Here is a 25,841-nt window from a genome sequence, read left to right on the forward strand (position 1 = left end):
TTAGCGCCTTGAAGCGGCTCAATCGGGACGAAGATCTTTCGATCCTTGTCGCCGAGCAGAATTCGGCAGTGACGCTGAAATATGCCGACCGCGCCACCGTGCTCGAAAACGGAAAGAGCGTGCTGGAAGGTTCGGCCGCCGACCTGCGCCAGCGCGACGACATCAAGACCTACTATCTCAGCGGCACGCCGCTTCCATCGCAACATTTTCCCCAGGAGACCGCAGCATGACCATCCAATCGAAGCAGCCGTCCGATATCCGCAGCGCCGTCCCCCCGGTCGAGCGTCCGTCGGCCAGAGCGCATGTCATCAAGACCGACGCCGAGGCGATCGCTGTGGCGGAAAAACTGGCCGCAGACTTCGCCAAGGACGCCTCCAGGCGGGACCGCGAGCGCATCTGGCCGAAGGAAGAGCTCGATGCGTTTTCGCAGAGCGGCCTGTGGTCGATCAACGTGCCGAAGGCCTATGGCGGACCGGAACTCTCCTATGTGACGCTGTCGAAGGTGATCGCCATCATCTCGGCGGCCGATCCGTCGCTCGGCCAGATTCCGCAGAACCATCTCGGCGTCGTCGCCGCCATCCGCACCGTCTCTGACGAGGCCCAGAAGAAGTTGCTCTTCGCCGAAGTTCTGTCCGGCACACGGTTCGGCAACGCGTTCTCGGAATTCGGCTCCAAGCGGGCGGCCGATTTTGAGACGAAGTTCGTCGACGCCGGCGACCACGTCGTGGTCAATGGCCAGAAATTCTATTCCAGCGGCGCCCTGCTCGCCCATCTGGTGCCGATCGTGGCGCTCGATGACGAGGGCCGGGCCTGGTATGCCATCGCCGATCGCGGCGCGCCCGGACTGACGGTCATCGACGACTGGTCGAGCTTCGGCCAGAAGACGACGCTGTCCGGCACAGTCCTGCTCGACAATGTGAAAGTGCCGAAGACGCATCTCGTCCCCGGCTACCAGGGCTATGACAGGCCGACGGCCGACGGCGCCATCTTCCAGATCATCCAGGCTGCTGTCGATCTCGGCATCGCCAACGCGGCGATCGACGAGACGGTCAGCTTCGTGCGCACCAAGTCGCGCGCGTGGATCGACAGCGGCGTCGATCATGCCTGGCAGGATCCCTACACTATCCAGGCCGTCGGTGACCTTCGCCTGCGGGCCAATGCGGCGCAGGCCGTTCTGGACAAGGCAGGGCTGGCGGTCGACCGCGCCGTGGCCGATCCGAACGATAAGACCGTCGCGGAAGCGCAGATCGCGGTTGCCGAATCCAAGATCCTCACCACCGAGATCGCCATCAATGCCACCAACAAACTGTTCGAACTCGCCGGCACGCGATCCACACTGGCCGAGCACAATCTCGACCGGCACTGGCGCAACGCCCGAACCCACACGCTGCACGATCCGGTGCGCTGGAAATACGCGATCCTCGGCAACTATTACCTGAACGACGTCAATCCGCCGCTCCACGCCTGGAGCTGAGCGAGAACGCCGTAAAGTCATAGAGGACTGTTCATGAGCACTACCATCCCCGACAGGATCAAGGTCCTGTGGTTTCTCCCGACCCATGGCGACAGCCGCTATCTCGGCACCTCCGAGGGGGGCAGGGCGGTCGACCTGCCCTATCTGACCCAGGTCGCCAAGGCCGCCGACGCCATCGGCTATTACGGCGCGCTGCTGCCGACCGGCCGAAGTTGCGAGGACAGCTGGGTCGTGGCGTCGGCGCTGGCGCCGTTGACGCAGCGGCTCCGCTTCCTCGTTGCGGTGCGGCCGGGCCTGCAATCGCCGACGCTCGCCGCGCGGATGACCTCGACGCTCGATCGCATTTCCGGCGGGCGCCTGCTTATCAACGTGGTCACCGGCGGTGACCCGGTCGAGAACAAGGGCGACGGCATCTTCCTCAGCCATGACGAGCGCTATGAGGTGACGCGGGAGTTTCTCGATATCTACAAGGCCGTGCTCAGCGGCGAGACCATTGCCTTCGAAGGCAAGCACTTCCGCATCGAGGACGGAAGGCTGCTGTTCCCGCCGGTGCAGACGCCGCATCCGCCGCTCTATTTCGGCGGTTCGTCGGAGGCAGCGAATGCGGTCGCCGCCGAGCAGATCGACAAATATCTGACCTGGGGCGAACCACCGGTCGATGTCGCCGCAAAGATCGACCATGTGCGCGGCCTTGCCGAGAAGGCGGGACGCGCGGTGAGCTTTGGCATCCGATTGCATGTCATCGTCCGTGAAACCAATGACGACGCCTGGGCCGATGCCGATCGGCTGATCAGCCGTCTGGACGACAAGACAATCGCCGAGGCGCAGAAGGTGTTCGCGCGCATGGACTCGGTTGGCCAGTCGCGTATGAGCCGGTTGCATGGCGGCCGCCGCGACAAGCTGGAAATCAGCCCGAACCTGTGGGCTGGCGTCGGCCTGGTGCGCGGCGGTGCGGGCACCGCACTGGTCGGCGATGCGGCTACGGTGGCGGAACGGATCGATGAATACCGGCGCATAGGCATCGATACATTCATCCTGTCCGGTTACCCGCATCTGGAGGAAGCCTATCGCTTCGGCGAACTTGTGTTGCCGCAGTTGCCACTCGATCACGAGATCTCAACGCGGCCGACGGCCGTCAACATGGGCCCCTTCGGCGAAACCGTAGCCGGCGACCATCGCCCGTCGGCGCTGCGCGCGAGCCAGTCTTGAGCGCCAGCGGACCGATCATAGCGATTGTCGGCGGCGGCTTTTCAGGTGCGGCGACTGCGTTTCATCTGGCGCGGCTGCTGCCGGCCAGTGCATCCGATATCGTGGTCGTCGAGCCGCGCGAAAGGCTCGGCTATGGTCTGGCCTATTCGACGACCGATCCTTCACACCGCATCAATGTGCCGGCCTCGAGGATGACGCTGATCTCCGGCCAGGATAGCCACTTCGCCGACTGGCTGCAGCAGAGCAGCGCTATTGTGGGGGATGTCGAGGCTATTGCCGCCAACGGCGCGATCTACCCGCAGCGCCGTGTTTTCGGCGGCTATGTCGAATCCCATCTCCAGCCCTTTCTGCTCAGCAAAACGATCCGCCATGTCAGGTCCGCCGTCGCATCGGTCGAGCGCACCGGCGAGGGCTACCGTCTGATCCTCGCTGATGGCGGGACGCTCGCTGCCGACGCCGTGGTGATTGCGACGACGCATCCGCCGCCGGCCTTGCCGATGCCCCTGAAGTCCGTGGCTGGCACAGCCGGGCTGGTGACCAATCCCTATGATCTCGAGAGGCTGGAAGCGATCGGCCGCGACGACCGTGTCCTGGTCGTTGGCACCGGACTGACGTCGGCGGACGTGATTGCGACCCTCGACCGCAAGGGGCATCGTGGCCACATTGTCGCGCTGTCACGTCATGGCTATCGCTCGCGCAGCCACGCCTCGATACCGGCCGATCCAGTCGGTGATTTCACGACCCTTCCTTCACGCAGCGCAACGGCACTGTTCAAGCGCATCCGGGCCACGATTCTTGATGCCAAGCGTCAGGGCGAAGACTGGCACCCGGTGCTCGATGCCGTCCGGCGTCAGGGACAGGCCATCTGGCAGGCCTTGCCGCTAGCCGAGCAGCGCCAGGTTGTGCGTCATCTTCGCGCGCTGTGGGATGTGCATCGCTTCCGCGTTGCGCCACAGATCGCGGCCGTGCTCGATCGCCGCGCTGCCGAGGGCAGGCTTTCCTATCGCGCCGCATCGATTGTCGGCGCCGAACAGGTAGACAGATGCATTCGCGTCAGGCAGCGGCTGCGTGGCCAACGCAGCCTCGTTGTCGATGCTTTCGACAGTGTGATCGTGACGACCGGACCGGCGCACGCCGATATCTTGCGGACCAACACGGCGATTGCGGCGCTCGCGCGGATGGGATTGGTCCGGCTCGATCCGATTGGTCTTGGTTTGGATACCGACAGCCAAGGCCGTGCGGTCGGCACATCCGGGCGCCCGACCGATAGCATTTTCGTCAGCGGGCCACTGGCGCGAGGCAGCGTCGGCGAACTGATGGGAATTCCCGAAGTCACCGCACATGCCGAGCGCATCGCCGCCGAAATTCACCAATGGTTGGGATACCAAACGGCGTTGCGTCGCAAGGCGTCGTGAAGCTGCAAACACGATGAGGCTATCCAGATGACACTGACCGAACGCGTTCCCCTATTGGAAACCTTAGTGGAAACCCGGGTTCCCCTGAAATTTGCGATGCGACACCTGGCCGGAGCTGTCTCCGTGGTCACCGCCGGTGTTGGCGACGAACGGACGGGCGCAACCGTTACCACCGCCCATTCCCTATCGGTCGAACCAGAGGTGATGGTTGTCAGCATCAATCTGAACTCGTCTACCTGGGCAGCCATCAGCCGGCATCGGCATTTCTGCGTGAATGTGCTGCGTGCCGACCAGATCGCGATTGCCGACCGCTTTGCCGGGCGCGGTGGCCTGAAGGGGTCGGCGCGCTACGAGGGCGCTCGCTGGTCCAGCCTTGCAAGCGGCGCACTGGCACTCGACGAGGCGCTTGCCGCGGTCGACTGCGCGGTTGAGGATACTATTATTCGCCACAGCCACGCGCTGATCCTCGGCAGCGTCCGGCATGTGGTGAGCGGAGAGCCGGGCCCGGCGCTGATCTATCATCACGGCGCATACGGATCGTCGTAAACGTATTTCGGTTCCTGGTGCTTGGCGGCGCGGTGAAGGTCCAGGCATTCAAATGAAGGCTTGATCTAGAATGCCTTGGAGAGAAAACAGTAAAGGGGAGGCGGGTCTTTTGGCGTCCAGCCAGAACCGCAGGCTAGAAGTGATTCCCAGCCATTTTGTCGCCCGTCACAATGTTACAAAACTCATCGTAAGTAGTTGATTTTATTATAGATACCTAGAGTTCAATCCTCTCTCGCAGCGCCGTATAGCCCTTGAAATGCTGGTTACGAGGGCACTGTATTACGAACCATCTCGCGAGAGCCCTGATCTGCGATTCTCTACAAGATCCTGCCTGAGGCCTCCCACGTGGCACGGCGCCGTCTTCTTCGGGTCGAGCTTTTTTTGTCAAACCTCAGTTACCGGAGACGAAAGCGCTATAACGTCAGCAGAAGGAGCAATCTGCCATGACGATGATTACTTGCGAACTTATACACGCCCTGCCGCCATCGGACCGCCGCGTTTTTGGTCGTCTCGAAGCCGCCAGCTACGTGGGTGCCAGCGTCGGCTATTTCGACAAGCTGGTCCGTGCCGGCATCATGCCGCAGCCGTTGCCGCTTCCTGGCGTAAAGCGTTGGGATGTCCGCGCGCTCGACAGAGCGCTTGACGGCTTAAGCGGGATTTCCGAGTCTGAAGTTTCCGACAACGAGTGGGATCGGCTGGTCCAATGAAGCGTAAGCTGCCGAAGCACGTCAAAGCCTTCATTGATCGAACCGGCCGGCCGCGGCACTACTTCAGACATACGAACACCACGTTGCCAGGTCTTCCATACTCGACAGAGTTTATGGACGCTTACAGCGCGGCATTGAAGGCGTGGGAAGCGGGAAGGGCGGCGCCAACGACCATGATCGGTGCCAATCGGATACAGCCGGGCACAATTGCGGCATTGATCCTCTCCTACTACGGCAGCGCAGATTTCAGAAATCTAGCAAAGGCGAGCCAGAAGACATATCGCAGCGCACTCGAGCGCCTCCGTGTTGACTATGGCACTGGCTCGGTCGTCAAGCTCGAGCGCAAGCACGTCCTCAAGATGATGGACAAGAAGGCTGAGCACCCGGGCGCCGCCAACGAGCTGCTGAAGATGATGAAGCTCCTTATGGGGCGCGCCATCGATATGGGGATGCGCAAGGAGGATCCGACGCTGCGGATACGGCGCGTGAAAATCAAGTCAGGTGGATTCATCACCTGGGAGGAGGAGGACATCCTTGCGTTCTATGAGGCGCATCAAGAAGGCACTCGTGCCCGCCTAGCCCTCGACCTTTTGCTGTTCACGGGTCAGCGACGTTCGGATGTGATCGGCATGGGTCGGCAGCACGTCAGGAACGACGTCCTGTCAATTCGGCAGCAAAAGACAGGCACGGCTGTCTCGATACCGCTTCATCCATATCTCAAAGGCATCCTCGATGCCCGACCTCATGACAACCTCACCTATCTCCTGACGCAATACGAAAAACCGTTCCAGCCGGAATCGTTCACGAACTGGTTCAGGGTCTGCGTCCGCGAAGCGGGTCTGCGCGAGGATCTGGCAAGCGGCGCCATGGGGCTTTCTCCGCACGGTCTGCGTAAGGCATGCAGCCGACGCCTCGCCCAAGCCGGCTGCACACCTCATCAGATCAAGGCGATCACCGGCCACAAAAAGCTCGATGAGATCGTTCGCTACACCGAGGCGGTCGATCAGATGCGCTTGGCCCACCAGGCGATGAACGCTATTGTCGAGCACGGAGCAGGAACAAAAACTGTCAAACCAAACAGTTCGGTTTGACAGTTTTATCCGTAAGCCATTGAAAGCGCTTGGTTGAGAAACGGCTATTCTATACTGAGCCGATACCCAATACCGCGCACTGTCTGCAGCCAGACCGGATTGGACGGATCGCGTTCGATCTTGCGGCGGAGCCGATTGATCTGAACGTCGATCGTGCGCTCGCCGACCTCGGATTCATCGCCGACAAGCTCATGCCGCGGTATCGTTTCGCCGGCACGCGCAGCGAAGATCGCCAGGATTTCCTGCTCGCGGTCGGTCAGCTTGAGCGCCTCGCCGCCGCGCTTCAGCTCACGCCTGGCGATCTGGAACGTATAGGGGCCAAAGACCAGCTGTTCGACCTTAGGCGTTGTCGCGGGGCCGCCGCGGCGCAGGATATTGTTGATACGCAGGATCAGCTCGCGCGGGTCGAACGGTTTAGGCAGATAGTCGTCGGCGCCGGCCTCGAGCCCGGTGATCCGGCTGTCGGTTTCGGACAGTGCGGTGAGCATCAGGATCGGCACGTTTTTCTCCGCCCGCAGCGCCTTGGTGAGGTCGACGCCACTTTCACCCGGCATCATGACGTCGAGCACGATCAGATCGAAGTCGAGGCCGGCGAGCTTGCGCCGCGCCTCGCCGGAATTTCCGGCGACGGTGACGCGAAAGCCGTTTTCGGTCAGATACTGTTTCAGAAGATTGCGGATACGGGTGTCGTCGTCGACCACCAGCAGATGCGGCGCGTCGTCTTCCGGTGCTGTCGGATGATCAACCCTCTCAATGGTCTCCATGGTTTTTCCCTGACATCTTTGCGGGCACAATGTCGATCTGCGCCCTTAGTTCCGGATTGACCATCGCTTCAAGGAACCGTTCGATAACGGCGCGTTCGGTGGCTCCGGAATCTTCCAATGCAGCATGGATGCGGCGCGACTGTGGCCGCGCCAGCGCCAGCGCCAGGGCACGGCCCTTGGCCGTCGGGTAGAGTTCGCGCTGGCGGCGGTCGCGAGGGCCCTGCAATTGCACGATATGGTCGGTGTCGATCAGTTGCTTGAGCACGCGCGCCAGGCTCTGCTTGGTGATCTTGAGCACGTCGAGGAGTTCGGCGACCGTCAGACCGGGCCGGCGATTGACGAAATGCAACACCCGGTGATGGGCACGGCCAAAACCGTATTCGGCCAGGATCTGGTCCGGATCGGAGGTAAAGTCGCGATAGGCGAAGAAGAACAACTCGATGATGGCGAAATCGATGCCGTCCTCGTCGGTGATCGCCGTCCTGATCGGTTCTGCGGCTGCGTGGCTCGTCATCTTTTCTCCGTGTGTGGCAGGAAATTATGTCAGCACTATTGACGTATTTTCCGCGCGATGGTAATTTTTGGCAAGCTTTTCGGCGGATTGCGAACGAAAAGGCAAGCGAAGCCGTTTTTTCCGGAACTTCCTGAGTTTGCCAGACCTTAAATATCCGCCTACGCTTTGAGACAATGGCCGCCCACAGCGGCCGAAACGAAACACGCAACGACGCAATGATGTGCGGGCCGCCGCCCGCGGGAGGTTACCATGGCATCCGTTCCCTTCGACCAACTGGACGGCTTTATCTGGATGAACGGCGAATTCGTCAAATGGGCCGACGCCAAGATCCACGTCTTGACCCACGGGCTGCACTACGCCAGCGCGGTATTCGAGGGCGAGCGCGCTTATGGCGGCGAAATTTTCAAGCTGACCGACCACACCGAACGCCTGCATGAATCGGCGCGCCTGCTTGGCTTCAAGATACCCTACTCGGTCGCCGAGATCGACGACGCCTGCCGCACGCTGTTGAAGAAGCAAGGTTTCCAGGACGCCTATGTCCGGCCGATCGCGTGGCGCGGCAGTGAACAGATGGGCGTTTCCGCACAGAACAGCCGGATCAACTGCGCCATCGCCATCTGGCAGTGGCCAAGCTATTTCGACCCGGCGCAGAAGCTCAAGGGCATCCGGCTCGACATGGCCGAATGGCGCCGCCCCGACCCGCGCACCGCGCCGTCGAAATCGAAGGCGGCCGGCCTCTACATGATCTGCACCATGTCCAAGCATGCCGCCGAGGCCAAGGGCTATGCCGACGCCATGATGCTCGACTGGCGTGGCCAGGTGGCGGAAGCGACAGGCGCCAACATCTTCTTCGTCAAGGACGGCAAGATCCATACGCCCAAGCCTGATTGCTTCCTCGACGGCATCACCCGCCGCACGGTCATCGGCCTTGCCAAGGACCGCGGTGTGGAGGTGATCGAGCGCGCCATCATGCCGGAGGAGCTTGAAGGCTTCCACCAGTGCTTCCTCACCGGGACGGCGGCCGAGGTGACGCCGGTTTCGGAGATCGGTCCATACCGATTCGAGGTCGGCGAAATCGCCAAGACGCTGATGAATGACTATTCTGCGGCCGTTCAGCCCAAGCACGCAATCGCTGCAGAATAACGAAAGTCACAGCTTTTTTAACTAGTAAGGGCGGTTTTCGGGCCGCCCCTTTTATTTAAGCGCTTCTGCATTTGACTTTCATTCAATTCGGCGTCTCATGATGGCGTCGGCCTGGGAGGCTGGCAGCTATGGAGGGATTGGAAATATGGATATGAACACGCTTCTTCCGATCATTATTCAGGTGATTACGGGCATCATCGGTGGCCAGGCGGTGGGTGCGGCTATCAAGACTGCGGCGATGGGGCAGCTTACCAAAATCCTGGGTGGCGCTGTCGGCGGCGTCGGCGGTGCGGCCATCCTCAACAGTCTGCTGGGTGGCGCGGTCGATCCGGCAGCAGCCGCCACGGCGGCAGGGGCCGGCAGCGCGTTGAACATTTCAAATATCGTTGGCGGTGCCGGCGGCGGCGCCATCCTGACCGGCATCATCGGTGCGGTCATGAACGCGATGAAGAAATAAGCTTCGACGTTTCAGGTTTTCAAATGGGCGGCTTCGGCCGCCCATTTCGTTTGCCGTTTGTGGGAGCGGTGGACGCCGTTCGCGTGTGTCTCTACATCAGGGCCTGGTTCAAGGTTGGAGCTCTCCTGACGCGTTCGAGGGGACGCGCAGCACTCCGACAGCGTGAAAGGACGAATATGGGTCAGCTCAACGCCGGCATCGTGCCGGTCACGCCGTTCCAGCAGAACTGCACCATCCTCTTCGACATGGACGACAGACAAGGCGTTGTCGTCGATCCGGGCGGTGACATCGACAAGGTGCTGGCGGCGCTCGAGGACAATGCGATCACTGCCGGCGCGATCTGGATTACCCATGGCCATATCGACCATGCCGGCGGGGCCATGGAACTGAAGGAGGCGCTCGGTATCGAGATCATCGGTCCCCATGCCGCCGACCGGCCGCTGCTCGCCAATCTCGAGAACCAGGCAAAGCGCTACGGCATCACCGATCCCGTGCGCAACTGTGTCCCCGACCGGTTCCTTGCCGAAGGCGAGACCGTTTCGTTCGGCTCACACGAGTTCGAGGTGCTCCATTGTCCGGGCCACGCACCCGGCCACGTCGTCTACTATAACCGGGCGGCGAAGTTCGCGCATGTCGGCGACGTGCTGTTCCGCGGTTCGGTCGGCCGCACCGACCTGCCGGGCGGCGACCACGCCGCGCTGATCGCCTCGATCAAGGAGAAGCTTTTGCCGTTGGGCGACGACATCGGCTTTATCTGCGGCCATGGTCCCGGCGGCCGTTTTGGTGAGGAGCGGCGGAGCAATCCTTTTCTGGTCTGAAACCGCTTGCCGGAAACAAAAAGCGCGGCCTGTGCGACCGCGCTTTTTTCCGACGGGAAACTGCCTCCGCTAATTGGCGGTGCAGAAATGCTGTTCGCCGTCATAGCCGGTGAACGTGCCGGTACGGGCGTTGAAGCTCCGGTAGCGGTCCGAGCAGTATTCGTACCAGCCGCGGGTCCACGGCTCCGCATAGCTTTCGGCATAGGCCACTCGCGGCTGCACGTAATAACGGCGCACCGGGGCAGGCCTGTAGTATTCATCATCATAGGCCGGGTCGTAATAGCGGGGCTGCGGGCTGGCGAGCGCACCGCCGATCAGGGCACCGGCCGCAAGGCCGAGCACGCCGGCCGCAACGGCGTCGCCGTGGCCGTGGTGGCGGCGGTGATGGCGCCATTCGTCGGCATTGGCCGCGGGCAAGGTCGCCAGCGTGGTCGCAACGACCGCGGCGGACAGGATGGCAGTCTTGAAAATTCGGTTCATGTCGGTCTCCTTCGTGCCGGACCGGGTCGTTTTCGGGATGCGGTCCGGCTTTAACGAAGATTAATATGCGACCGTGGCTGAACGGGGGCTGAACGAAATTTGACCAGGCGGTTCATCTAACTGGGCGGTTCAAGCGTGCGGCAAACACCGCAGGCCAGACCGGCCCACGTCCATTCTGTCCGGGGGTGGTTCAGCCGATCGACAGGTTGACGGCTTTCGGACCCTTGCCGCGCTTGTCCGGCTCGGTGTCGAATGTCACTTTCTGCCCATCCTCAAGACCGGGAAGACCCGACGCCTGCACGGCCGAAATATGGACGAAGACATCCTTTGCCCCGTCGTCCGGCGTGATGAAGCCGAAGCCCTTGGCGTGATTGAAGAATTTGACGGTGCCGGTCTGCGGCATGGGAAGCTCCTTTGATCCCACAAGTCCAGTCTCGGGCCGGCAAATGCCCGGACGGAAATTTGTCCTTTATTTTAGTGCCATCGGCAAGAGAAAGTTTTGCGGGTGCGGGCAAGCATCCCGGAACACAAAAGGCGCGACGAAAACCGCCGCGCCTTTACAGAATTCAAGTTCACTCCAAAAGCCTTGCAGCATCCTCACCCCGAAAGGACGCGCGGCACGCTGTGGTTTCAGGCAGCGCGGAGATTGACCGCTTTCGGACCCTTGCCCATACGGTCGGGCTCGACATCGAAGGTGACCTTCTGACCGTCGACGAGCGTGCGCAGCCCGGAAGCCTCGATCGCCGAGATGTGGACGAACACATCCTTGGCGCCGCCATCGGGCGTGATGAAGCCGAAGCCTTTGGTAGCGTTGAAGAATTTAACGGTGCCGGTCTGGGCCATTGGGGAAACTCCTTCACCCGTGTCAGTCTTGGTGGTTCCGCCCGCCGCCTGGCGCCGTGGGCAAGTCCCGGTGGTTGCTTCGGCAGTCATGCATTGGCGCATGGTAAAACCCCCCGCCGAAAACGGGGCTGTCAGAGATTCACAGTATCGGGGAAAGGTCGTCCAAAACGTTCCGCTCTCCGGGTCGCAAATGCCCGAACACAAAATTTATCGCACGGAAACGTGATGCTTGCAAGACACAGCCGCGGGCGGCCCCAACAGGCGCATCCCGACGCATCGCACCGATAGTCCCGGTTCTCTGCGCGGTCATCGGCCAGACTTCACCCAGGCATGGTCCAGCAAGCGGGGCAGGTGCTGTCTTGGCTTGCGCCGGCATACCGCCCTGGCTCGCCAGTTGCAAACAGGGGTTGCATCTGGCAGCGGAATGACGAGGATCGGCCTGACCCAGGCACCATTTGTGCAGGCAGGAGTTTCGAGGGAGGGAACATTCATGCGGTTTCTTGCGGCAATCTTTCCGCGGCAGGTTTTTTCCATCCTGTTCCTGTCGGTAATTCTCGCAGCCTGCACCGTCGTGGTGGATGATGAGGGGCCGGGGCCGCGCCCGCCACGGCCGGGGCCGCAATCCTGCACTAGGCAATATGACCCGGTCTGTGCCCGGCGCGGCGGCGACCGCCAGACCTTCGCCAATGCCTGCCTTGCCGAACGGGCCGGATACCGCATCATTCGCGAGGGCGAGTGCCGCGGCGGTGGTGGTGGCGGTGAGGAGCAGACATTCTGCACCCGCGAATACCGCCCAGTCTGTGCCCGTCGCCATGGCGAACTGCGCACATTCCCCAACGAATGCGAAGCCCGCGCGGCGGATTATCGCGTCGTCGATGACGGGCCCTGCTAGCGCACCGACCTACAGCCTGGCCGGATAAGCACCATCTGGGGGCCGGCGTAGAGCTCAGCACCGTTCCCGTTGGAGATGCGCAGGCGACGCGGATCTGCGGCATCATCAGCATGTGAAGCAGCGTTGTGGCGCGTCGGCTCAGTTGGCCGGGTTGTCGACCGGTTCGAGATTGTCTTCCGTGGTGACCCGCTCATAGGTCTCCTGATCGCTGCGGATGCGATATTGCGGCGAGCCGTCCTTGACCGGCAGCCGGCTCTTGATCTGGAACAGCTCCGCGGTCTTTTGGGCAAGGCCGGTGCGGCTCTTCATGCGGACGGTCTGGCCGACGGTGAAGATATGCGCCGGCGTGTCCGTGCGCCGCGCATTCTGCTGGAAGCGGATCATGTGACATTCTCCTGGTCGTGCCGAAGCGCTGCGTCGAGCTCGGCATGGTCAATGGCGACAAGCTGGCTGGTCGCGCTTTTCACTGTCCTTGCCGGCAGATGGATGAAAGTGGCGACGCGGCGCCAGGCAGGCCAGGACATGCCGTCGATCAGTTCTTCGTCGTGGTCGATGTCATAGTCGCCGGCCGGCTGCACGCCATCCAGCCCGCCAAGCACGAAAGGTGCCGCGAAATGCGCTATGGAATGGGTGGTGCGAGCAGACATTCTTGTGCCTCGAAGTTCTCGCTTGTGCCTTGAAGTTCTCGTGCCTTGAAGTTTCTTTCCGGCCTGCCCCGGAAGCGGAGCCTGCATTGCGGTACCAGGTGTCGGCGATTTGGATAAGTTTGGCGGGCCGAGAATCCCTGACACCGCGGGGCCAAGCATGGCCCAAAACGGTTTCATACCAATAGTCTGAAAATACGGCTTATTCAAGAAGTTTTCGGCCTCTTACCCCTACCAACGTCAAATTACTTTTCTATAGTTATCCGCAGAACGATGATACGGTCCCGGTGCACCTCAAAAATTGTTTGAAGAACTTCCGAAAAAATTTCCTCCGGCATTTGTATTTATCTAGCAATGGAAGGAAGAGAGTCATGAACTCCGCAAGAACACCGGATGTCCCGACAGTTGCAGTCAGTCCTGTCGCAAAGCCGATAAAGGTCTTGTCGCCGCGTCTCACGATAAGAAGCGACGAGGCGGCAAGGCGAAGGATTGCCGACACCGACGGCACGGCGCGGCGGGCGCGCCAGCTTGCCGAAAGCAACCGCCTGATTTGACGCGCAAGCCATGACGCTCAATTTTCCCAATCCCAGCCGCTCCTATGACCCGGCGGCCAAGCGCATTCGTTTCGTCGGCCATGACGGCATGCTCGAAGTCCCGTTCTTTGTCGAGGTCGCGGCACTTTCGGCGGCAAACCCGGCAGCAAGCGGAGCCGAGGCCGAATTTCTCAGCGCCTTCGACGCCAAGCGTTCGTCGATCCACGAGATTGCGCGCCAAGCCTACTCGCACGGCCGCAGGAACATGTATGTGCTGACGCCGGCCGACTTTCGGTAGGCTCCCCCGGGTTCGAAGTTTTGCATCGTAGCGACCGCCGTCTGCTCTTGCACGCGCCGCAGCGATGGCCTAGATCGCGGCAGGCGGACAACACGGCAGGTTTCCCATCAACAGAGATCCGAGACAACCGGCAGGCGCACGTTACGGCTCAGGCGGACAGCCGCCGCTGGGGCTCGACCAGCACGTGCAGCAGGCGCTGCAGCTGCACCAGGCCGGGCGCCGGCAGGAAGCCGAGGCGCTTTACCGACAGGTACTGGCGCAAAAGGCCAACCACCCGGCTGCTGCGCATTTCCTCGGGCTTCTGCTGCACCAGACCGGGCGCAGCGCCGAGGGGCTGGCGCTGATCGAACAATCGGTGCGTCTGCAACCGAACAATCCGGATTTCCTCAACAATCTCGGCACCGTGCTGCGCGACCTCGGCCGGGTCGCGGCCGCCGCCGATCTCTTCCGCAAGGTGGTGGCGATTCGGCCGGACCAGCTGGCGGCGCGTGACAATCTCGGCTCGTCGCTGAAGCAGCTCGGCCAATTCGAAGGCGCCGAGGATATTTATCGCGGCACGATCGGCCGCAACCCGTTCCATGTCCGCGCCCGCGTCGGGCTTGCCGAAACGCTGCAGGAAGCGGGCCGGCTGGATGAGGCACTGGCTGTTTTTCGCGAGGCGCTGACAATCCGGCCGAAGGATGCCGATCTTTTGCACGGCCTGGGTGTCGGGCTGATGGAAAAGGGCAATCTCGACGAGGCTGCGGATCTTTTCAGGCAGGCGCTGGCTGTGGACCCCGGCATGGCGAGGGCCTGGCTGATGCTTACACAGGTCAAGCGCCAGAAGGAGCGCGACGCCGAGCTTGCCCGCATGGAGGCGGAGCACGCCAAGGCGCCGCAAGGCAGTCTGGCGCGCATGCAGCTTTCCTTCGGTCTCGGCAAGGCCAATGACGACCTCAGGCAGTACGGCCGCGCCTTCGACTATTTCGCCGAAGGCAACGCGATCCGCCGCCAGGGCATCGACTACGACGCCGGCAAGACGCGCGGCGAGTTCGAGGCGATGAAGGCGGTGTTCGACAAGGCCTTTTTTGAAAGGCACAGGCCGAGCGAGATAGCCGACGACACGCCGATCTTCGTCGTCGGCATGCCGCGTTCCGGCACCACGCTGGTCGAGCAGATCATCGCCAGCCATCCGCAGGTCTATGGCGCCGGCGAGCTCAGCATATTGAAGACGGCGGTCGGCAAGCAGTTTCCGCTCAGCATGAAGGGCGGCTTTCCCTGGGGCATCGCCGACATGCCCGACAAGGCCTATGCCGAGGCCGGCCAGGCCTATCTCGACATGCTGCACGCCCGCTATCCGGGTTCTCGGCACGTCACCGACAAGATGCCCGGCAATTTCCTCTTGGTGGGCTTCATCCATTTGATGCTGCCGAAGGCCAAGATCATCCATTGCTCGCGCGATGCGGCGGCGACCTGCCTGTCGATCTACAAGGTGCACTTCCGAGGCGAAAGCCATCGCTACGGCTACGATCTCGACGAGCTCGCCGATTTCCACAATCTGTACACCGACATCATGGCGCACTGGCACGCCGTGCTGCCTGATGTCGTGCACGACGTTCGCTACGAGGATTTCGTCGCCGACCAGGAAGGCCAGTCGCGGGCGCTGATCGCCCATCTCGGCCTGCCGTGGGACGACGCCGTGCTGTCGTTCCACCAGACCGACCGGCCGGTGCGAACGGCGTCGGCTGCTCAAGTGCGCCAGCCGATGTATCAGGGCTCGGTCGACCTGTGGAAGCGCTATGGCGACCGGCTGAAGCCGCTGCTCAATAAACTTGATCGAGGGGCGCCTACAGCTCGATGAAGGGCTGGAAGCCGCCGAAGATCATGCGCTTGCCGTCGAACGGCATCGTCGACCAGTCCGGCTTGAGGCGCGGGTCGGCCATCACCTTGGCCATCACCGCGTCGCGGCTCTGGCGCGATTCGTAGACCACCCATGAGAAGATGACGACCTCGTCGTCCTTGGCCTGTACGGCGCGCGGGAACGAGGTGAGCTCGCCATAAGGGACGTCGTCGCCGACGCATTCGACGTAGGCAAGAGCACCGTGCTCCTTCCAGACGGCGCCGCCGGTTTCCGCCAGCTTCTTGTAAGCATCGAGCTTTGCCTTCGGTACGGCAAGTACGAAACCGTCGACATAGGACATCTGATTTCCTCCATGCGATCGTTTTCCTCTCCCTCTGGAGCGGGAGAGGTGATTTCAGACACAGCCTGTGTGGAATGCTAAGCTGCTTTCACCGGTGCGTTCATTGCCCATTCGACGCCGAACGGATCACGCATATTGCCCCAGCGATCGCCCCAGAACATCACCTGCAACGGCACGACTTCCTTGCAGCCCGCCTCGACGGCTCGCTGCCACCAGGCGTCGATGTCGTCGCTGCCGAGATGGAGCTGCATGGTGTAGCCCTGCGGTTTCACAGCGGCCATTCCATGCTCGGGATAGAAGTCGGAAAGCATCAGGGTCGAACCGTTGATGTGGAGATGGATATGCATGGTGCGGCCCTGTTCGTCCGGCGGATAGGCAAAGACCTGCTCGGCACCGAAGGCCTTTTGGTAAAATTCTGCGGCTTTGAAAGCGCCGTCCAGCTGAAGGTAGGGCGTCAATCCGCCAAGCACTTTGGCGGCGGGCTGGGTCTGCGGCTGGTCATTCATGTCATGCTCCTCTTTGCGTCTGGTTTGCCTTTGCGAACCACAGGACGAACGGAACGGCGACGATCCTACACGGCCGATGGTTTTTTGGATTCGAAATGGCGCCTGCCGCGACGCCAACTGCCACCTTTCAACCTTCGATGCGAATCCGCGGGCTGTTTTGCGCGTCGACGACGATTTCCGGCCAGCCAATATCTTTGCGCAGCTCGATCGGCAATGAAAGGATGGCGCGTTCGCTGCGATAACGGGCGCGAGCCGCCGAGTAACGCGTCACGGCGTGACCTATGGATGACAGAATAGACATGATGCTTTCTCCTCGATTGGCGCCGGCATCACCGTGTCGGCAACCCAAGGACGTGGCATGCGATCATCATCCGACAGAGCGCCCGAACTTTTTTCCGCAAGCCTTCAGCCGCCGGCTTCGGCAACCTCCCGGAAGAACTCCTCCGGGCTGTCGATCTCGGTCAATCGCCGCTTCTCGATCAGCCAGAAGCGGTTGCCAACCGCGCGGATGAAGGAGCGGTCGTGCGAGGCAAGCAGGCAGCTCGCTTGATGTTCCAGCAATTCCGCTTCCAGTGCTTCCTGACCATCGATATCGAGATGATTGGTCGGCTCGTCGAGTAAATAGAAATTGGGATTGGCGAGCCTCAGCGCCAGCATCATCAGCCGCGCCTTCTGTCCGCCCGACAGCACGCCGATCCTGCGCTCCTGCATGTCGATGCCGACGCCGGCGCCCGCCAGCAGCGAGCGGGCGCGCTGCTCGCCGACATCGAATCCGCGCGAGAGCATCGCCAGCGGCGTGTCGTCGCTGCTGATGCCCGACAACGCCTGGTCGCTATAGCCGAGCACCGTCGACGGCGTCACCTTCAGGCTTTGCGCCGCCGTTTCCGGCGCGACGATGGCGTTCCGGATCAGGCCGATCAGCCGTGACTTGCCGACGCCGTTACGGCCGAGCAGGACGATGCGGTCGCCTTGGCAGATGTGGCGCTTGCCGGTGCTGAACAGAACCGTGCCGTCAGGTGTTCCGACCACCAAATCGTCGAGCGTGATCAGCACCTTGGCATGGCTGCAGCGATTGGCGAGCTTGATTGCGCCCGCCGATCTTTCGCGGTGTGCCGGCGCTGCCGCTTCTTCCAGACGCTCTGCCCGCTGGTTGAGCTGCTTGGTCTTGACCGTCAAAAGGTCGCTGCCGGAATTGATGCCGATATTGTTGAGCTTGGCGGCCTGCCGGCGCAGCTGCTGCGCCACTTTCATGTCGCGCTGGAATTTGCGCTCGGTCGAGGCATCGACTTCGCTCAATGCGTCCCTGGCTCGTGAATAGGGCAGCGAGAATACCGGCGACTGTTCGGGGCGCAGGAACAGCGTCCGGTTGGTCGTAGCATCGAGAAAAGCGCGGTCGTGGCTGGCAATCACCAGCGGCACCTCACGTGGCAGCGCGTTCAGCCAGGTCTCGAGCTGGCTGATCTTGCCGAGATCGAGGTGATTGGTCGGCTCGTCGAGAAGCAGGACGTCGGGGTCGGTGACCCAGACGCGGGCGATCAGCGCCAGCCTTTGCCAGCCGCCGCTCAAGGCCCGCATCGGCCGCGCTCGCATCGGCTGCGGCACGTCGAGCGAGTCGAGAACCACGTCAACGCGCCATTGCTCGCTTTCGGCCTGCTCGGCCGGCAAGGCGTCGGCCCCCACCTCATGAAAGCTACGCCCGGCCAAGGCTGCGGGGACGACTTGCTCGACATAGCCGACGCGCAGGCCGCGCGTGCGGGTGATGTCGCCTGATGTCGGCTCCATCTCGCCGGTCAGGCACTTCAGCAAAGTGGATTTGCCCCGACCATTGGCGGCGACGATGCCGAGTCGGTCGCCGGTGCCGATCGTGAGGTCGAGGTTGGAGAAGAGCGGCGCACTCATGGTGACGCCGAGAGACTTGAGGCTGATCAGGGCCATGTCGATTTCTCTGGTCTGTCCGGAGTGAATTCCGGTTCAATGCACTTTGACGGTGCGCAGGCTGGCCATCAGGCTCAGCGTTGCAGCACCACGAAGGGCGGACCAAAAAAATCGAAGCGGGAAGAAAAACCCGGACCGTCTCTGGTCAGCCCTGCAAGCAAGCTCGCAGGGCAGGGACAGGGCCGCGCTGACGGTGGTGAGAAAATAACACGCAGCCCTCCTTTCAAGACGTTCGAGTTGTAGAAACTGGCTACACCAAGGGTAGGGCCGATGGCAAGTGGCTAGGCTCCCCCTTCTCCACTTGTGGGAGAAGGTGGCCGCGAAGCGGTCGGATGAGGGGTGCTCCAGCTTGGCACCGACGGCGATCCGTCCAGCACCCCTCAACCGTCTCGGCGCTGCGCGCCGATCCACCTTCTCCCACAAGGGGAGAAGGGAAGCTCGCTACCGTCCCGGCCGACCCGTCTTGCCGGGCCGGCGCTTTTCACGGCGGGCGTCGGCGGGGTCTTCGTAGGAGCCGATGCCGGCGCGCTGGCGGACAATGGGTTTTGCAAAATCGTCGCGATCCTTCGCGCCCCCCTCTGCCCTGCCGGGCATCTCCCCCACACGGGGGGAGATTGGCTGTGGTTTCGCTGGCACCTTTCCTTCGACCGGCCTTTCCGTCCGCCGCACGGTCATCTCGTCGAGCGAGTTCTTCTTGAACAGCGGCTTGGTCGGTTCGCCGGGGATGCCGAAATCGGAGCCGTGCGCCTCTTCGGCCGACTGCTTCTTGAACAGCGAACGCGACACTGCGCCGGCCGGGGTCGGCATATCCGTGCCCGGCCCCATGGCGTCGAGCGAGGGCTTCGAAAACAGCGGCTTCTTCACCGGCACGGCGCCATCGGCACCCATTTCGTCGAGCGCCGGCTTGCGGAAGAGATTGGGCCGGGCCGCCTCTTCGGCGGCACGTGCCTCGTCGAGCTTGCGGAAACGCTCCTGTTCCTCTGATGTGCGATGTTTGGCCACGCCTTTGTTGTGCTTGCCCTTCTCGCGGCCCGAGACCGGGCTTTCCATGTCGGCATACTTGGCCAGCGGGTCGTCGGAGATGGACAGCTCCATCTCGCGCAGCCGTTTGATCTCGTCGCGAATGCGGGCGGCCTTCTCGAAATCGAGGTTGGCGGCGGCGTCGCGCATCTGCTTGTCCAGGGCGTCGAGATGCGCCTTCAGATTGTTGCCCATCATCGCGCCGGCGCTGTCGGTGAACTGCGAGATATCGGCGCGGACATGATCTTTTTCGTAGACCGAGTCCAGGATGTCCGAAATGCGCGACTTGACCGATTCCGGGGTGATGCCGTTGGCCGCGTTCCACTCCATCTGCTTTTCGCGACGGCGATTGGTCTCGGCCATTGCCCGCTCCATCGAGCCGGTGATCTGGTCGGCATAGAGGATGACCTTGCCATCGACGTTTCTGGCGGCGCGGCCGATGGTCTGGATCAGCGATGTCTCGGAGCGCAGGAAGCCTTCCTTGTCGGCGTCGAGAATGGCGACGAAGCCGCATTCGGGAATGTCGAGGCCTTCGCGCAGCAGGTTGATGCCGACCAGCACGTCGAAGGCGCCGAGGCGCAGGTCGCGCAGGATCTCGATACGCTCCAGCGTGTCGATGTCTGAGTGCATATAGCGCACGCGAATGCCCTGCTCGTGCAGATACTCGGTCAGGTCCTCGGCCATGCGTTTGGTCAGCACGGTGACCAGCGTGCGGTAGCCGGCCCTGGTGGTCTCGCGGATTTCGCCCACGACATCGTCGACCTGCGTCTTGGCCGGGCGCACCTCGACCGGCGGATCAATCAGGCCGGTCGGGCGGATGACCTGTTCGGCGAAGACACCGCCGGACTGCTCCATCTCCCAACCGCCGGGCGTTGCGGAAACCGCAACGGAAAGCGGGCGCATGGCGTCCCACTCCTCGAAGCGCAGCGGCCGGTTGTCCATGCAGGACGGCAGGCGGAAACCATACTCGGCCAGCGTCGCCTTGCGCCGAAAGTCGCCGCGATACATGCCGCCGATCTGCGGTATGGTGACGTGGCTTTCGTCGACGAAGACCAATGCATTGTCGGGTATGTATTCGAACAAGGTCGGAGGCGGATCGCCCGGCTGGCGGCCGGTCAGGTAGCGCGAGTAATTCTCGATGCCGGCGCAGGAGCCGGTCGCTTCCAGCATCTCCAGGTCGAAGCGGGTGCGCTGCTCAAGCCGCTGCGCCTCGAGCAACCGACCGGCCCGTTCGAGTTCGACCAGCCTGTGCTTGAGCTCTTCCTTGATCGACTTGATGGCCTGGTTCAAGGTCGGGCGTGGCGTCACATAGTGCGAATTGGCATAGATCTTGACGCTCTTCAACTCGCCGGTCTTTTGGCCCGTCAGCGGGTCGAATTCGGTGATCGCCTCGATCTCGTCGCCGAACAGCGAGATGCGCCAGGCGCGGTCCTCGAGGTGAGCCGGGAAGATCTCGATCGTGTCGCCGCGCACCCGGAACGAGCCGCGGACGAAATTGATGTCTTGGCGCTTGTATTGCTGGGCGACGAGGTCGGCGAGCAGCGCGCGCTGGTCGAGCCGGTCGCCGATCTGCATCTGGAAGCTCATCGCCGTATAGGTCTCGACCGAGCCGATACCGTAGATGCAGGACACCGAGGCGACGATGATGACGTCGTCGCGCTCGAGCAGCGAGCGCGTCGCCGAATGGCGCATGCGGTCGATCTGCTCGTTGATCGAGGATTCCTTCTCGATGTAGGTGTCGGTCCGGGGCACATAGGCCTCAGGCTGGTAATAGTCGTAGTAGCTGACGAAATACTCGACGGCGTTTTCCGGGAAGAATTTCTTGAATTCGGAATAGAGCTGCGCGGCCAACGTCTTGTTGGGCGCCAGGATCAGAGCGGGGCGCTGCGTCTCCTCGATCACCTTGGCCATGGTGAAGGTCTTGCCCGAGCCCGTGACGCCGAGCAGAACCTGGGTGCGGTCGTTGCTGTTGACGCCCTCGACGAGATCCTTGATCGCCGTCGGCTGGTCGCCGGCGGGCTCGAAATCCGAGACCATCTTGATGGCGATGCCGCCTTCGGATTTTTCCGGCCGGGCGGGACGGTGCGGCGTCCACAGCACGCCGTCCTTGTGCAGCGGATTGCCGGATTCGATCAGCGCCGACAGCGCCGCGACGGTGGCGGTGACGCCGCCCGAAGCCATGGTCTCGGCCTCTTCCAGGGAGACATCGAGGCCGGCGACAGGGTTGAGACCGGCCGCGGTGCGCTCCCGCGCCGAAGCCGCGCCGCCCATCGAGGTGCCGCGTGCCGTACGGCCGGGGGAAGAGGAGCGCTCGGGGATTTTCTTCGCCGGTTTCGGCGATTTGCCGCCGTCTTTGCCGGAAACGCGCCCTTCCTTCTCGGCTTCCTGCTCTATCTGCTCGGCCCAGTCGGCGATCGAGCCGGTCAGCGGGGCGCCGGTGAACTCGGCCTGCGGCGCCTCGGCAAAGCCGCCCTTGTACAGGGGCTCCGAGGCATCGAGGAAATCGGTCAGCGGACTGCGCCGCTTGGGCGGCGAAGCGCGCTCGTCATTCGCCGGCGGCGGCGTTTTTTTGTCGGGGAGTCTGGCCATGGCCCGAATATGGGAGGTATCGGCCAAAATGGAAAGAGCGGAGTGGCCGGTGGCGCGAGGCGCAATTTGGCTCCTGACAGCAGGCTGTCAGGAGTAGCGTCGGTTCGCCGCATGGAACCATGCGCATTGAACCACGCGCTATGGCAGACCCGCCGCCGCTCATCTCTCACTGCGGAAGTGCGCCCTCGATCGCCAGATCCGCAAGCGCCGCAAGCTGGCTGGCAACGGCTGCCGCGCGGCGCGCCTTCGGGCCATGCAGAGGCCAGACGAGGCGGCGCTTGATGGTCAAAGCCGGCACATCCCGGGCGATCTCGATGAGATGGCCTGGCTGCAGATGGCGGTGCAGGACCAACTCGCTGGCCAGCAGCGCGCCCATGCCTGCGATCGCCGCCTGCGCCGCGACGATCGTCAGGCCGAAACGGGGGCCCTGGTCGATGTCTTTCCGGCGCCGTCCGGCGGCAGCGAACCAGTCTCGCCACGCCGGATAGACGTCGTCGCCCATCGTCGGATCGATGTGAAGCAGAGGCAGCCCGTCGAGCACACTGGCTGCGTCCGGCCTGGCATGGCCCTGGATCAGGCTCGGCGCACAGGCCGGTATCACCCGTTCCGTGAACAGGTCGACCGACCCGAGATCCAGCGCGGCGCCCTTGCGATAGCTGATGGCAAGATCGACGCCTTCTTCCAGCATCGCGTCGAGGGCGATCGACGTGACGATTCGGACATCGAAGCCGGCAAGTGCCGGACGCATCCTGTTGAGACGCGGTGCGAGCCACAACGAGGCGAAGGATGGGTCGGCGCAGATGGTGAATGTCTCGGCCTGCCTTTCGAAACGCAGCCGCCGCAAGCCCGAGGCCAGTGCGTCAAAGCCGCGGTCGATGTCGGGCAGGGCACTTTCGGCAGCACGGGTCAGGACAATGCCATTGCCGGCACGCCGCACCAGCTTGATGCCCAACCCGTCCTCGAGCTGCTTTATCTGGTGGCCGACAGCGCCGGGCGTCACGCCCAGCTCCCCCGCGGCGCGCGTCAGGCTGCCGGTTCTTGCGGCGGCCACAAGCGCCCGCAGGGCCGATAGCGGCAAATCCCTCAACGTCGCCATGGATTGAGATTACCTCAAAACATGACGAAGGGAACTCGTTTGATACATGGATTTTTTGCCAATAGCCTCATTGAGGAGAACTCAGGCCAAACGACGAGGCGATCATGCTGGACACTTCAATGCATACGAGCACAAGGCATTCGAATGAGCCACCAATCTGCGCCATACGCGACGAGGGCCATCGTATTGCGCTCGACCTCGATGGCGGCAAGGTCGCCCGGCTTTCCACGCGCTGGCTGCGGTTGGCCTGCGAATGCGAGATCTGCGGCGACACCGCCTCCGGCAAGCGATGGTTGACGCCGGCCGATGTTCCCGCCGGTGTCCGCGTCGTGTCGATTGACGTCTCGGCCCCGAACGAGGTCGCGGTCATATGGGATGACGGCCATGTCTCGCGCTACGATTCAGGCTTTCTTGCAAATCATACCGGAGGCGGCTGGCGGGCAGCGCGTTTTCAGCCGGAGCTGTGGAGCAGCGATCTCGGGGCTCGGCTCGGCCGCTTCGGCTTCGACGCTGTAGTCGAGGACGATGAGATGCTGTTCGGCTCGCTGCGCGCACTGCGCGACCATGGCATCGCCATGCTGACGGGCGTTCCTGCCGAGGCAGAGGCTACGATGCGCATTGCCGGACGCTATGCGCCGATCCGCGAGACCAGTTATGGCAAGGTGTTCGATCTGCTGTCGAAGCCCGACGCGCGCGTGGCTGGCGAAACCGCGCGGGCACAGATTCCGCATACCGATGAGCCGTTCCGTTATTCGCCGCCGGGCTTCATCTTCTTCCATGCGATCAAGACCGGCGCCGGCACAGGCGGCACGTCGTTGATGGTCGACGGGTTCCATATTGCCGAACTGATGCGAACCGGGACGCCGCGCCTGTTCGAGCTGCTGACGCGGTACGGCGTGACCTTCCATCGCGAGCATGCGGGCGAGGTGTTCTTCAGCGCCGAAGCGCATGTTATCAGCATCGATGCCGCCGGCCAGGTCACCGGGATCCGCTACAACGACCGCTGTCTTGCGCCGCAGCCGGCATCGAGAGACGACATCGACGAGCTGATTGAGGCGCTAGCCGAGCTGACGCGGCTGATCTGCGACCCGCAGAACCAGTTCCAGCATCAGCTGCAGCCTGGCGAGGTGCTGGTCTTCGACAATCAGCGCGTCATGCACGGGCGCAGCGCATTCGATCCGACGCTTGCGATACGGCATTTGCGAAGCTGCAACATCGATCGCGACGGCGTCCACAGTGCATTCCGCACGCTCGCGCGTCGCTTCGCTCCGAAAGAGGCGGAGACGGTTCTGTATCAGGGGGCGATCTTCTAGCGCTTCTGATCAATTAAACCAAAGCGCGAACGTCAGAAACCCGGCGCCGCCGAACTGGCGCTGGATCTGGTTGAACTCCTCGCTGGTGAGAATCTTGCCGTGCTCGAGATAGGGCGCGATGGCCGGGCCGGTGATCGACAGCACCAGGTCGAAGGGCTTCGGCTCGTCGAAGAAGCGCTTCATGTTGATGCCTTTGTCGGCGATGCGGAAATGCGGCAGCAAGGTGCGGCCTTCCAGCAGATCCTCGGCCATATCAAGGGCGGCGAGCCAGGCCTGCACCTGCTGCTCGCCGACTTCGAGACCGGTCAGCGGGCTGGCGCCTTTCTGCTGCGGCCCGGGCAGCCATTCGCGGTCATTGTCGGTTTCGGCGCCGATGGCTTTCCAGTCCTCGCGCGACAGCCGGATCATTTCCATGAGATGGCGGCGTGCCGCTTGCCGGCGCTCAGGCTCGACCACTTGCCAGTTAATGAGATGCACCAGGGAGATGAAATCGGCTAGGCGCCATTCGGACGTCAGAATGCCGCCATTCGTGCCACCGTCCAGCGGCACGAGCGTATCCTGCAGCGGCAGTTTTGCGCGCGGGAACAGCATGTGGAAGGAGCCGTCGAACGTGTTTCTGAAATCATGCGCCAGCCAGAAGTCGGCCTGCGCCATCAGGAACTCGGCATAGCCCTGCAGCCAATAGCCGTCGGCGCGGTCGAAGCGGAAGGTGAGGGCTGGTGCGGCCGCGTCTGGCGCACCGCTGCCGCGTGACAGAGATGCCATGATCGCCGCGGCGCTTTCGTCCGGCGCGATCGTGCCGTCCTCGTTGAGGTCGATGCCGAGGCGGGTGAGGTCGATGACCATGCCGATGTCGGCGTCGGCGGGTACCGAACCGAGCGTGGCTGCGGATTTCTCCAGCCGGTCGCGGAAGGCGACGAGAATGGCGCGGAATTGTTCGTAGGTCAGCGGCTCGGGATTGGCATTGTCCGGCACCGGCAGCCGCATCAGCGGCAGCATGAACGATTGCGGGCTGTCGAAACCGTGGCGGTGCAGACCGCCGGCCAGTATCTCCAGCGCGGTGAAGAATTCGCCGGCGCCGGCGGCATAGGCGGCTGCCGGATCGCCTGGCGCGGCGGCTTCCAGAGCGGCAAGAGCGCTGTCGCGTTCGGCTACGATTTTTGCCTCAAACAGGGCCGCCGCTTCGGGAGCCGCGGCGCTGGGTAAAGCCAGCGGCAGGAGAAGAATGATGGCGCACGCCATCAGCCTGGAAAAACGCTTCATCGTGATCGCCCCTTTTGTCGCTCCGCAGTGGATCATACACGCATTTGGTTCGCAGCGCCTGTGGCCTGCGGTTCACCCACAACAGTCGACGCTTCAATCAATCCGGCGGAC

At 62.7% G+C, this 25,841-nt stretch carries 28 protein-coding genes and 1 pseudogene; 15 read left to right on the forward strand and 14 right to left on the reverse strand.

All coding sequences use genetic code 11. From position 1 onward, the window contains the following. The 7 genes and pseudogenes from NKI59_RS15725 to NKI59_RS15755 all read left to right on the forward strand — a co-directional run. Positions 1 to 230: pseudogene (locus NKI59_RS15725) on the forward strand (ABC transporter ATP-binding protein); the annotation flags it as partial. Further along, positions 227 to 1,474: an SfnB family sulfur acquisition oxidoreductase gene (locus tag NKI59_RS15730; protein WP_352705242.1), complete on the forward strand. Its 1,248-nt coding sequence runs from the start codon at positions 227 to 229 to the stop codon at positions 1,472 to 1,474. The pseudogene NKI59_RS15725 and the gene NKI59_RS15730, both read left to right, overlap by 4 nt. A 33-nt stretch (positions 1,475 to 1,507) precedes the next feature. Beyond that, positions 1,508 to 2,683, forward strand: a complete 1,176-nt coding sequence (gene ssuD / locus NKI59_RS15735; protein ID WP_352705244.1) for an FMNH2-dependent alkanesulfonate monooxygenase — start codon at positions 1,508 to 1,510, stop codon at positions 2,681 to 2,683. After that, on the forward strand, positions 2,680 to 4,098 hold the full coding sequence (locus tag NKI59_RS15740) for an FAD/NAD(P)-binding protein (RefSeq protein WP_352705246.1): 1,419 nt from the start codon (positions 2,680 to 2,682) through the stop codon (positions 4,096 to 4,098). Before ssuD ends, NKI59_RS15740 begins: the two co-directional genes overlap by 4 nt. A gap of 27 nt (positions 4,099 to 4,125) precedes the next feature. Beyond that, a complete protein-coding gene (locus NKI59_RS15745) occupies positions 4,126 to 4,644 on the forward strand; it encodes a flavin reductase family protein (protein ID WP_352453638.1) in 519 nt (172 codons plus the stop codon). Between the two features lie 443 nt (positions 4,645 to 5,087). Then, a complete protein-coding gene (locus NKI59_RS15750) occupies positions 5,088 to 5,351 on the forward strand; it encodes an XRE family transcriptional regulator (protein WP_352705248.1) in 264 nt (87 codons plus the stop codon). Then, complete coding sequence (locus NKI59_RS15755; RefSeq protein WP_352705250.1) at positions 5,348 to 6,442, forward strand: tyrosine-type recombinase/integrase; 1,095 nt, start codon at positions 5,348 to 5,350, stop codon at positions 6,440 to 6,442. Before NKI59_RS15750 ends, NKI59_RS15755 begins: the two co-directional genes overlap by 4 nt. A gap of 44 nt (positions 6,443 to 6,486) precedes the next feature. Here NKI59_RS15755 and NKI59_RS15760 read toward each other — a convergent pair whose 3' ends face one another. Continuing rightward, the gene (locus NKI59_RS15760; protein ID WP_352565812.1) at positions 6,487 to 7,206 is read right to left on the reverse strand and encodes a response regulator; all 720 of its coding nucleotides are present in this window, start codon (positions 7,204 to 7,206) and stop codon (positions 6,487 to 6,489) included. After that, a complete protein-coding gene (locus NKI59_RS15765; RefSeq protein WP_023678414.1) occupies positions 7,193 to 7,720 on the reverse strand; it encodes a MarR family winged helix-turn-helix transcriptional regulator in 528 nt (175 codons plus the stop codon). The genes NKI59_RS15760 and NKI59_RS15765 overlap by 14 nt, the downstream gene beginning before the upstream one ends. A 249-nt stretch (positions 7,721 to 7,969) precedes the next feature. On the opposite strand from NKI59_RS15765, the gene NKI59_RS15770 reads away from it, so the two are divergent. From NKI59_RS15770 to NKI59_RS15780, 3 genes are all read left to right on the forward strand, one after another. Then, a complete protein-coding gene (locus NKI59_RS15770; RefSeq protein WP_352705252.1) occupies positions 7,970 to 8,863 on the forward strand; it encodes a branched-chain amino acid aminotransferase in 894 nt (297 codons plus the stop codon). Positions 8,864 to 9,008: 145 nt separating this feature from the next. Then, a complete protein-coding gene (locus tag NKI59_RS15775; protein ID WP_352615707.1) occupies positions 9,009 to 9,320 on the forward strand; it encodes a hypothetical protein in 312 nt (103 codons plus the stop codon). A 176-nt stretch (positions 9,321 to 9,496) separates the two neighbouring features. Further along, entirely contained in the window at positions 9,497 to 10,138 is a 642-nt protein-coding gene (locus tag NKI59_RS15780) for an MBL fold metallo-hydrolase (RefSeq protein ID WP_352568000.1), read from the forward strand. Between the two features lie 69 nt (positions 10,139 to 10,207). On the opposite strand, the gene NKI59_RS15785 is transcribed toward NKI59_RS15780, so the two are convergent. The 3 genes from NKI59_RS15785 to NKI59_RS15795 form a co-directional block, all read right to left on the reverse strand. Continuing rightward, a complete protein-coding gene (locus NKI59_RS15785) occupies positions 10,208 to 10,618 on the reverse strand; it encodes a BA14K family protein (RefSeq protein ID WP_023678410.1) in 411 nt (136 codons plus the stop codon). Positions 10,619 to 10,808: 190 nt separating this feature from the next. Continuing rightward, positions 10,809 to 11,021, reverse strand: coding sequence for a cold-shock protein (locus tag NKI59_RS15790; protein ID WP_006202521.1), 213 nt, complete (start codon positions 11,019 to 11,021; stop codon positions 10,809 to 10,811). 227 nt (positions 11,022 to 11,248) lie between these two features. Then, entirely contained in the window at positions 11,249 to 11,461 is a 213-nt protein-coding gene (locus NKI59_RS15795; RefSeq protein WP_006202520.1) for a cold-shock protein, read from the reverse strand. A 490-nt stretch (positions 11,462 to 11,951) separates the two neighbouring features. On the opposite strand from NKI59_RS15795, the gene NKI59_RS15800 reads away from it, so the two are divergent. After that, a complete protein-coding gene (locus NKI59_RS15800) occupies positions 11,952 to 12,353 on the forward strand; it encodes a Kazal-type serine protease inhibitor family protein (RefSeq protein ID WP_352705254.1) in 402 nt (133 codons plus the stop codon). A gap of 138 nt (positions 12,354 to 12,491) precedes the next feature. On the opposite strand, the gene NKI59_RS15805 is transcribed toward NKI59_RS15800, so the two are convergent. Then, positions 12,492 to 12,737, reverse strand: a complete 246-nt coding sequence (locus tag NKI59_RS15805) for a hypothetical protein (protein ID WP_023678408.1) — start codon at positions 12,735 to 12,737, stop codon at positions 12,492 to 12,494. Next, positions 12,734 to 13,000, reverse strand: coding sequence for a hypothetical protein (locus NKI59_RS15810; protein WP_023678407.1), 267 nt, complete (start codon positions 12,998 to 13,000; stop codon positions 12,734 to 12,736). The genes NKI59_RS15805 and NKI59_RS15810 overlap by 4 nt, the downstream gene beginning before the upstream one ends. Before the next feature lie 368 nt (positions 13,001 to 13,368). On the opposite strand from NKI59_RS15810, the gene NKI59_RS15815 reads away from it, so the two are divergent. From NKI59_RS15815 to NKI59_RS15825, 3 genes are all read left to right on the forward strand, one after another. Beyond that, a complete protein-coding gene (locus tag NKI59_RS15815; protein ID WP_023678406.1) occupies positions 13,369 to 13,551 on the forward strand; it encodes a hypothetical protein in 183 nt (60 codons plus the stop codon). A gap of 10 nt (positions 13,552 to 13,561) precedes the next feature. Beyond that, positions 13,562 to 13,828 (forward strand): DUF1488 family protein, encoded by a 267-nt coding sequence (locus tag NKI59_RS15820; RefSeq protein WP_352683477.1) that lies wholly within the window; start codon positions 13,562 to 13,564, stop codon positions 13,826 to 13,828. A gap of 184 nt (positions 13,829 to 14,012) precedes the next feature. Next, on the forward strand, positions 14,013 to 15,668 hold the full coding sequence (locus NKI59_RS15825) for a tetratricopeptide repeat-containing sulfotransferase family protein (RefSeq protein ID WP_352705256.1): 1,656 nt from the start codon (positions 14,013 to 14,015) through the stop codon (positions 15,666 to 15,668). On the opposite strand, the gene NKI59_RS15830 is transcribed toward NKI59_RS15825, so the two are convergent. From NKI59_RS15830 to NKI59_RS15855, 6 genes are all read right to left on the reverse strand, one after another. Then, positions 15,655 to 16,008: a DUF1428 domain-containing protein gene (locus NKI59_RS15830; protein WP_352705258.1), complete on the reverse strand. Its 354-nt coding sequence runs from the start codon at positions 16,006 to 16,008 to the stop codon at positions 15,655 to 15,657. The genes NKI59_RS15825 and NKI59_RS15830 overlap by 14 nt on opposite strands. A 77-nt stretch (positions 16,009 to 16,085) precedes the next feature. Further along, positions 16,086 to 16,514 carry a VOC family protein gene (locus NKI59_RS15835; protein ID WP_023678402.1) on the reverse strand — a complete coding sequence of 143 codons (429 nt, stop codon included), beginning with the start codon at positions 16,512 to 16,514 and terminating at the stop codon, positions 16,086 to 16,088. Positions 16,515 to 16,641: 127 nt separating this feature from the next. Then, a complete protein-coding gene (locus tag NKI59_RS15840) occupies positions 16,642 to 16,815 on the reverse strand; it encodes a hypothetical protein (protein ID WP_023719167.1) in 174 nt (57 codons plus the stop codon). A gap of 104 nt (positions 16,816 to 16,919) precedes the next feature. Next, positions 16,920 to 18,449 carry an ABC-F family ATP-binding cassette domain-containing protein gene (locus tag NKI59_RS15845; RefSeq protein WP_352705260.1) on the reverse strand — a complete coding sequence of 510 codons (1,530 nt, stop codon included), beginning with the start codon at positions 18,447 to 18,449 and terminating at the stop codon, positions 16,920 to 16,922. Positions 18,450 to 18,890: 441 nt separating this feature from the next. Continuing rightward, positions 18,891 to 22,058, reverse strand: a complete 3,168-nt coding sequence (gene uvrB, locus NKI59_RS15850; protein WP_352705262.1) for an excinuclease ABC subunit UvrB — start codon at positions 22,056 to 22,058, stop codon at positions 18,891 to 18,893. Between the two features lie 166 nt (positions 22,059 to 22,224). Beyond that, positions 22,225 to 23,154, reverse strand: coding sequence for a LysR substrate-binding domain-containing protein (locus NKI59_RS15855; RefSeq protein WP_352705264.1), 930 nt, complete (start codon positions 23,152 to 23,154; stop codon positions 22,225 to 22,227). Positions 23,155 to 23,258: 104 nt separating this feature from the next. Between NKI59_RS15855 and NKI59_RS15860 the strand changes: the two genes are divergently transcribed. Next, positions 23,259 to 24,467: a clavaminate synthase family protein gene (locus tag NKI59_RS15860; RefSeq protein ID WP_352705266.1), complete on the forward strand. Its 1,209-nt coding sequence runs from the start codon at positions 23,259 to 23,261 to the stop codon at positions 24,465 to 24,467. Positions 24,468 to 24,476: 9 nt separating this feature from the next. Here the strand turns inward: NKI59_RS15860 and NKI59_RS15865 are convergent, their stop codons facing one another. Then, entirely contained in the window at positions 24,477 to 25,730 is a 1,254-nt protein-coding gene (locus NKI59_RS15865; RefSeq protein WP_352705268.1) for a hypothetical protein, read from the reverse strand. Positions 25,731 to 25,841 lie beyond the last annotated feature (111 nt).

The sequence above is a fragment of the Mesorhizobium sp. M0598 genome, assembly GCF_040320865.1.
Classification (GTDB): domain Bacteria; phylum Pseudomonadota; class Alphaproteobacteria; order Rhizobiales; family Rhizobiaceae; genus Mesorhizobium.